Genomic DNA, 7897 nt, shown 5'->3' with positions numbered 1-7897 from the left:
CCTGACGACGCTGGACATAGCTCTCCTGAGATGGCCCCGCACGGTAAGTCTCTTGGGCTGCGTTTCGGCGCAGTTCCCGGCTAATGGTGGCATGTCCTTGCGATGGCTCGGGCACTTTTCCCTTGCTGATGGAGGATTTCTAGCTTGCTTCGCTCGATTATGCTAAGATGAGTGTAGCTCATGGTGGATTCTCCTTGTGTGAATGAGGTGGTGAGAACTTTCATTCTACACGAATCCGGCCATGGGTCCTTTGTTTTTTATTCCCAGAAGGTGTCGCACTTCATTTTACAATCCGTCACATATAAAAACACTCCGTCATCCTGGTCTAGCACGCTAATCGCCGAAGAAGCACATCTTCTTTTGGTAGTAATAGACTATGGATATATATAGAAAAAAACAGGTACTATATTACATGTGAGGACTTATACAAATTTCCATTGGAGGTTATTTGAATGAAAAAAATCGTCAACTCAATTTTCGGACTAACTGTATTTGCTGTAATGGCCGTCCCTGTGTTCGCTACAACCGACATTTCAAACTTTAGCTGGACGATGGATTACCGGATTGTTGATGGTGAGAAAAATGGACAGATCCATACTTTACACGACGGGACAATACAACTCGATGGAAACATAATGACTGTTTCACAAGATTCGGGTTGGACACCGACGCCGACTAGTGTAAAAATTGCCGTCTGGGAACAAGATGGGGCACTAAGTGCGGATGATTTGGTTGGAACTATCGATGTACAACCGTCGTCTACATTAGGTGGAAGCAGCACTTTTAGCAAAAACTTTGGGTGGTTTACAGCCGATGGTGGTTCAGATCTAAATGGCGAATACTATCTCTACTTAGAAAAATCGCATGATGATAATTGGAACCTTTCCGGATCTGGCTCACTGAAAAGCACGTACTAACAAATTATTAAAATGGTAAGGGACTGCCTAATTAGGCGGTTCTTTACCGTTTAAGAGGAGATTTTCTATGTTACGTTTTCATGAGTTATACCTATTATTCTGTGTTCCATTATTACTTTTAATGATTTTCATCCTCAAATTAAGAAAAAAAAGCAATGTTCATATATTCTTTTGCGGGATCCTTTTTTATTATCTGATCTTTGTAATCAAATATACACTTTTTCCAATCCCTATAAATGAAACGTATTTATCTTTGGTACGTCCGAATTCCTCATTCAGTGATAATATAAACCTGCTCCCGCTATGGACTGGGAAATATTTCTCGATTTTTACTAAGGAACATATCCTTAATATCATCATGACCATTCCATTTGGTTTTGTTATAAATTATGTAGTTAACAAACAAAGCTTCGTTAAGTTAGTTAGCAGTGGTATTATTCTTGGAATTATCGTTGAAACCATTCAACTATGTATTTCTGTAAGTATTAAGTATCCATATCGAATGATTGATGTTAATGATATTATCTTTAACTTTACTGGAGTACTTATTGGTTATTTCATTTTCAAAGCCGTTTCATTTCTTTTTGTGAAAGTTGTAGACCTAACAAACATGGAGCATAATTCGTTTACACAATATGTTTATTCAAAGTCCATACCAGCAGGCTCTGGAAGTTCATCTGGTTCACGAATTCGGTCCGATCCACTTGAATGAAAAGCAAAGCAGCGATGGATATCGGCTTTCATGCCGTTACGCTCCATCGCTGCATTCTTTATAGAGCGATTATAGCGTTACCTTGAATTCATGCCCTGCTTTATTCTCCTGAAGCTTCACCCATAGTTCACCGCGTGCTTCATCATACGCCCAGCCTGTCGCATTCTGTGTCCATGCCTCAAGCTTCATACGATCTCCAAGTCCAGACACAGATGTCGGTGCTGCTGGTAAGCCGATAAAACGGAATTGCAGGCTGTCTCGCTTCGTCTCATAGCCATGCACCGAATACTTCGCTTTTACATTCAGCGTTTGCTCCGATTCTATCACTTGAATGTTCATCTTGTTCCACTGTCCGTCTTCGTAGGCAAAGGTTAATCCATCGTCCTCATACCAATGAAGCTCGGATACGCCATGGTTACGTTGCAGGTAAACAGACGCGGTTACATAGTCAGAATCAACCTTCTGTTCAGCATATTGACGAACAGGACCCTCCAGCAATACAGCGCCTGCACGTACATAGATCGGAAGCTTCTCCACAGGCGCATGTACATGGGTGTGCTGCTTGCCTGCGAATCGTTCACCGCTCCAGTAGTCTACCCACTCTCCTTCAGGCAGATAGACGGATCGCCATTCCGTATTCGGGCGATAAATCGGCGCCACAATAACCGAGTCGCCGATCATGAACTGATCGCATAGGTTATATACTTGCGTGTCGTTCGGATATTCCAGCACCAGGGGACGCAGGAGCGGAAGACCCGTCTTGGAAGCTTCATAGAACCAGTGATACAGGTACGGCATCCATTGATATCGCAAGGAAATATACTGCTGGCAAATGCGCTCAATCTCCTCGCCAAACGACCAAGGCTCCTGACGCAGCGTGTCAATTGCGCTGTGATTGCGAACATACGGGAAGAATACCCCCATCTGCGTCCAGCGAGCAAGCAGCTCACCGCTTGTATGGTGCGCGAAGCCTCCGATATCCGGACCAGAGAACGGAACACCCGACAAGCCAAGATTCATCACCATCGGCATCGCCATGGACATATGCTCCCAGAAGCTTCTGTTGTCGCCTGTCCACACCGCTGCGTAGCGCTGAATGCCGCTATAGCCCGCACGGGTAAGGACGAATGGACGCTTGCCTTCAAGCAATGCCTTTAATCCTTCATAGCTCGCTTGAGACATGCACATGCCGTACACATTGTGCAGCTCGCCATGCGTCTTGCGATCGCTTTCGTTGCCATGCATCACATGAACGTCCATCGTCTTCGTCTCATTGAAAATGGCCGGCTCGTTCATATCGTTCCAAATGCCATCAATGCCTAGATCCGTGTAGAAGCGCTGCTTCTCCTTCCACCAATCGCGTACTCGCGATTCCGTGAAGTCTGGGAAGGCACTCTCACCCGGCCATACTGGACCTGTATAAATATCGCCTTCTGCCGTCTTGCAGTAGAAATCGCCTTCGACGCCTTCCATATACACAGCGTACATCGGGTCCTTCTTCACGCCTGGGTCCACGATCGGTACGATATGGAAGCCCTGCTCACGAAGCTCTTCCATCATGTGTTCAGGATTCGGGAAGCGGCTTTCATCAAAGGTAAATACACGATAGCCGTTCATATAATGAATGTCTAGATGAATCACGTCGCAAGGAATCTCCTTGTCACGGAACGTATGAGCAAGCTCCAGGACTTCCTTTTCATCCATATAGCTGTATCGGGATTGGTGGTAGCCAAGCGCCCACTTCGGCGGAAGCGGCATGCGGCCTGTTAGATTCCCGTAGCGAACGAGAACCTCCTTCATCGTCGGTCCTTCGATCCAGTACAGATCAAATTCTCCCGTCCACGTCTGGAGCATCGCATGATCGGCATAGGTCCGCATATCAAATACCGTTTTACCCGGATTATCCAAGAACAATCCGTAGCTTGCACCTTGATTCAGCACCGTCAAGAATGGAATGGATTGATACAGGGCTTCCATCTCCGGCACATGCGGCGCATAGACATCGGAATTCCACATCGTATAGCGCTCTCCGCGCTTATCAAGGAATCCTGTCTTTTCACCAAGGCCATAAATATGATCATCGCTGGTTAAGGATACAAATGCCGTATAGTCGCCCACCGCTTCACGATTACGCTGCAAGCTGACGATATCTACACCTGGCATGCCCTCGCCCTTCATATGGATCCTACCGGTTTGGCGGTTGACGGTCATCGTTGATTTGCCAACGGCAATCGAGACTTCTTCATCCGTAGTCTTCCAAGCTAGAGGTGTAGCTGCGCGTGCGGAAGATTCAACAATCGCTGGTGTCGTCTTCCCATTCGGCTGATGTCCACGGAAGGTCATGATGCGGATTACGCCGGCATCTACCGACGTAATCGCGAGATTAAAATACGTTCCGATCAACAATAACCCTTGATCTTGTTCTTTCACGCAAGTGATCGTTCCGATCGCCGCGCCAGTATGGTTCTGTGCATGTTGGCTCGCATTCTCTGGATGTATAGCTGCACTTGTATCCTGCATCGTTACCCCTCCTGCGTTCTATTGAAGTTGAGTAAGCTGATTGCCAACCTGCTGCTTATCCCTTGCTTGCGCCCGCCGTCAGCCCTTCCACCAAGAAGCGCTGCAAGAATAAGTACAAGAGTGCAATTGGAATCGCGATCAGCACCGCGCCTGCGGCAAACATCGTAAAGTTCGTCGATGCGTTGTTAACCATATCCCACAGCCCGATGGCAAGCGTCCATTTCTCCTTTGTACGAAGCACAAGTCGGGCAAAGATAAAGTCTCCCCATGCGCCAGCAAAGGTCATGAGCCCAATATACGTAATCATTGGCTTCGACAGCGGCAGCATAATGCGAACGAATACCGTCCAGTGTGTCGCGCCGTCAATTCGCGCGGACTCCTCCAAGCTTTTTGGAATCGTATCAAAGAAGCCTTTGACCACAAATGCACCCAGCGGCGCGCCCGCACAATACACCAGGATCAACGCAAGATGCGTATCCAAGAGGTTAAGCTGCATAAGAAGGATGTAGATCGCAATCATGCTCATGAACCCTGGGAACATGCCGAGCACGAGCATCCCTGACATCAGATTCTTCCGCCCGTAGAAACGGAAGCGGGACAGCGCATAAGCGGTCATGACGACGAGAATAACGCCAAAGATCATGTTGAAGGTCGCGATCTTCAGGGTATTGAGATACCACCGACCATATTGATACTGCTCGGAAGTAAAGAGACGAATATAATGCTCAAACGTCGGATTTGTTGGAATAAGCGTCTCACTATAAATCGATGTACCTGGACGAATGGATGACATCAAGATCCAGAACGTCGGATAGAACACGCTGAGAGTGATTAGGATCAGCAGCAAGTAGCTTACGATGAGACGCACACGTGAATGTTTCTTGGTACCTACACTCATTGGATCATATCCTCCTCTCGGAACGAACGGGTACGGCGATAGCTCCAGATGGACAAGGAAGCTACGATGATAAAGATGATGATGCCTATAGCTGCAGCCATGTTGAATTTGTTATTGTCGAGCGTTAATTTGTACAGCCATGTCACGAGCAAGTCGGTGCTGCCCGCGTACTGATATTCACCATTCGGCGGATTACCGTTGGTCATCAAGAAAATAACGTTAAAGTTGTTGATGTTGCCTGCAAATTGCCCGATCAGGATTGGTGCAGTTGAATACAGGATCATCGGCAGCGTAATGGCCTTGAATTTGTGCCAAGCCGTTGCGCCGTCTACCTCTGCGGCTTCATACATATCTCTTGGAATCGTTGTCAAGATCCCGATAACAAGAACCATCGTAACCGGTATACCTACCCACATATTCACGAGCAGCACGGTTACCTTCGCCCAGAATGGATCGGACAGCCACGGCAGCTTTCCTAAGCCAAAGTAGCTCAGATATTGGTTGATCGGTCCAAATTCACCGTTAAACATGTTGCGCATAATCAAGAACGATAGCATTTGCGGGATCGCATACGGAATAATAAAGATCGTTCGCCACATCGTCTTGAACTTAATCCCTGCCTGTTGAACCAAGAGAGCGACTAGAATACCGCCGAAGTAGCAGGTTACAGTTGCAAGAATGGCCCAAATGATCGTCCAAGTGAGGACGCCATAGAAAGTTCCGCTCCAAGTGCCAAGCTGCAGCAAGTCAGCAAAGTTCTGGAAGCCTACCCAGTCTACAAGCTTGGCAGGCGGCACATGATCAGGAGCCGAGTAGTTCGTGAAGGCGAGCAGAATCATGAAAATAATCGGCATTATCGTAAAGAACAACACCGCTGCTGTTGGCAATGCCAGGAACAGATAAGCAAATTTATGCTCTTGAACATACACCAAGCTTTGCAGGAAGTTGTTCGGTTTGTCCCCTCTAGCACGCGCGCGTCCTACCGCAAGGGCATCCTTAACAATGAGTACGTATACCCATATAAAGACGAACAGGACAAGCAGCGAAATAAGTCCTTGTATGATCAAATGAATCGAGTGGTCCCCAGGAATCATCTTGTATAGCTTTCCTACCTTCATCATCTGTGAAGGCGTCTCACCAAGGGTATACAAGCCCCAGATCCCATGAGGCAAACGATTGAACAGATAGAACAGCCCTGTTGCTTCAAACAGCATAAACAAAATGCCTTTAAGGTATTGACGGTTAAACATTTGACCTAAACCCCAGAATACGCCTGACAGCACGGCGGCTATCGCCCCGCTATTGCTACTCGCAGGTTGCGGCGCTTCTTGCGTGCGCTGCGACGCTTCACCGTTCATGGAAGCCTGTTGTCGAGTGCTCATAACGTCCTCTCCTTCCTCCTTACAAGGGTCCCACCCGTAGGCCCGTTAGGCACGGGCCCTACTCTTGAAAGAAACGACCCGGACGAGTGCTCCACACTCACCCGGGTCCCCATCCGTATGACTTTTATTTAGTTGCGTCTTTAATCTGATTCACTGCGTTGTCGAGCGCTTCTTTCGGATCCTTGCCTTTGTTCAACACATCTGCAAGTCCTGCAGCCATTGGACTCCATACACTTCCCATCTCAGGAATAGCTGGCATTGGGTAGGAATTCTTAAATTGCTCCAATACCGCTACCGTAAACGGATCGCTCGCTACTTCAGCGTCAGCCGCCGCTTCCTTATTAGCAGGAACAACGCCTGTCATCTCATAGTTCATCAATTGTGCTTCCTTCGTGGAAGCAAATTCAGCAAACAGCTTCGCTGCGTTCGGATACTTCGTATAGGAGTTCACATACCAGGACTTCACGCCAGAGAAAGTCTTGGACGGCTGTCCTTCAATGCTAGGAATCGGTGCTGCGCAAGGTTGATGCCAGATGACTTCAGATCCGGAATCGCCCAAGGACCGTCGATGTTCAGCGCCAGCTTGCCGCTTGTAAAGAGGGCCTTCTTCACATCGCCTGTTGCGTCAGAAGTCGTCAATGGAAGCACCTGCTTCGCAAATTGCTGGAGGAATGTTGCTCCTTTGATCGCGCCTTCGTTATTCAAGCCGATGTCTGATTTATCGCTGCCATCATCGCCGAATACATAGCCGCCGGTTGTTGCTAGGAACATGTAGTCATAGTAGAAGTTGCCTATTTCCCACATGTACGTATATTTTTTGTTCTTCACATCGTTCATCGTTGTTGATAATTCCATAACCTCTTCCATTGTCTTAGGGGCTTCAGGAACGAGGTCTTTGTTGTAGAACATAATCGGCGTCTCTACAGAGCGTGGGTAGCCATACAACACGCCTTCAAAGGAAGAAGCATTCACGGCTAGCTCGGAGTTCTCCGCACGCGTCTTCTCTTCGTGGAAGTCATTCGGAAACACGAGTCCGGCAGTTACCGCTTTACCCAAGTTATCATGAGGGAAGACGACGATATCTGCTGCGATGCCTGCAGGACCGTCATTCACCAATTTGTTGACTTGGTCAGGTGCCGCTACTTCTTCATATTTAACAGGCACGTTATACTTCGCTGTAAATTCCTTCGCGATCGCTTCAACAAACGGACGCGCTTCTTTACTCTCCCATACAATCAGACTTGCTCCATCTTCAGGAACCAATTCATCCGAGTCTGTCGTACTCGTATCTGTTGTTGTCTCGCTTGTTGTCGTTCCTGTCTCCGTCGGTGCTGAAGTCGTTTTCCCTCCGCACGCCGCCAACGTGAATACCATCGTGACGACTCCCCATAGCTAAAGCTAGGGGCTTCTCAGATCATCGAGTTCGTAACCTCATCTCTCCCTGATGGCTCCGTCCGAGCCAATATAT

Annotated in this window: 6 protein-coding genes and 2 pseudogenes; 2 read left to right on the top strand and 6 right to left on the bottom strand. The window is 47.7% G+C overall.

Features of this window, described 5'->3' with window-relative positions; genetic code table 11:
• A pseudogene (locus tag PPOP_RS25875) lies at positions 1 to 182 on the bottom strand (helix-turn-helix domain-containing protein); the annotation flags it as partial.
• Between the two features lie 270 nt (positions 183 to 452).
• Here PPOP_RS25875 and PPOP_RS09640 point away from each other — a divergent pair.
• Together PPOP_RS09640 and PPOP_RS25870 are read left to right on the top strand one after the other, a co-directional pair.
• On the top strand, positions 453 to 917 hold the full coding sequence (locus PPOP_RS09640; protein ID WP_006286091.1) for a hypothetical protein: 465 nt from the start codon (positions 453 to 455) through the stop codon (positions 915 to 917).
• Positions 918 to 984: 67 nt separating this feature from the next.
• Positions 985 to 1476: pseudogene (locus tag PPOP_RS25870) on the top strand (VanZ family protein); the annotation flags it as partial.
• A gap of 222 nt (positions 1477 to 1698) precedes the next feature.
• On the opposite strand, the gene PPOP_RS09630 reads toward PPOP_RS25870, so the two are convergent.
• From PPOP_RS09630 to PPOP_RS09615, 5 genes are all read right to left on the bottom strand, one after another.
• Positions 1699 to 4149 (bottom strand): glycoside hydrolase family 31 protein, encoded by a 2451-nt coding sequence (locus PPOP_RS09630; RefSeq protein ID WP_006286089.1) that lies wholly within the window; start codon positions 4147 to 4149, stop codon positions 1699 to 1701.
• 55 nt (positions 4150 to 4204) lie between these two features.
• The gene (locus PPOP_RS09625) at positions 4205 to 5047 is read right to left on the bottom strand and encodes a sugar ABC transporter permease (protein WP_006286088.1); all 843 of its coding nucleotides are present in this window, start codon (positions 5045 to 5047) and stop codon (positions 4205 to 4207) included.
• On the bottom strand, positions 5044 to 6297 hold the full coding sequence (locus tag PPOP_RS09620; protein WP_042228217.1) for a carbohydrate ABC transporter permease: 1254 nt from the start codon (positions 6295 to 6297) through the stop codon (positions 5044 to 5046). Before PPOP_RS09620 ends, PPOP_RS09625 begins: the two co-directional genes overlap by 4 nt.
• A gap of 256 nt (positions 6298 to 6553) precedes the next feature.
• Positions 6554 to 6880 carry an extracellular solute-binding protein gene (locus tag PPOP_RS25110; protein WP_267879069.1) on the bottom strand — a complete coding sequence of 109 codons (327 nt, stop codon included), beginning with the start codon at positions 6878 to 6880 and terminating at the stop codon, positions 6554 to 6556.
• A gap of 11 nt (positions 6881 to 6891) precedes the next feature.
• Positions 6892 to 7803, bottom strand: a complete 912-nt coding sequence (locus PPOP_RS09615) for a sugar ABC transporter substrate-binding protein (protein ID WP_267879068.1) — start codon at positions 7801 to 7803, stop codon at positions 6892 to 6894.
• Between the last annotated feature and the right edge of the window lie 94 nt (positions 7804 to 7897).

It is taken from the genome of Paenibacillus popilliae ATCC 14706 (assembly GCF_000315235.1).
GTDB lineage: Bacteria > Bacillota > Bacilli > Paenibacillales > Paenibacillaceae > Paenibacillus_B > Paenibacillus_B popilliae.
This window is presented reverse-complemented; position numbering and strand designations above follow the sequence as displayed.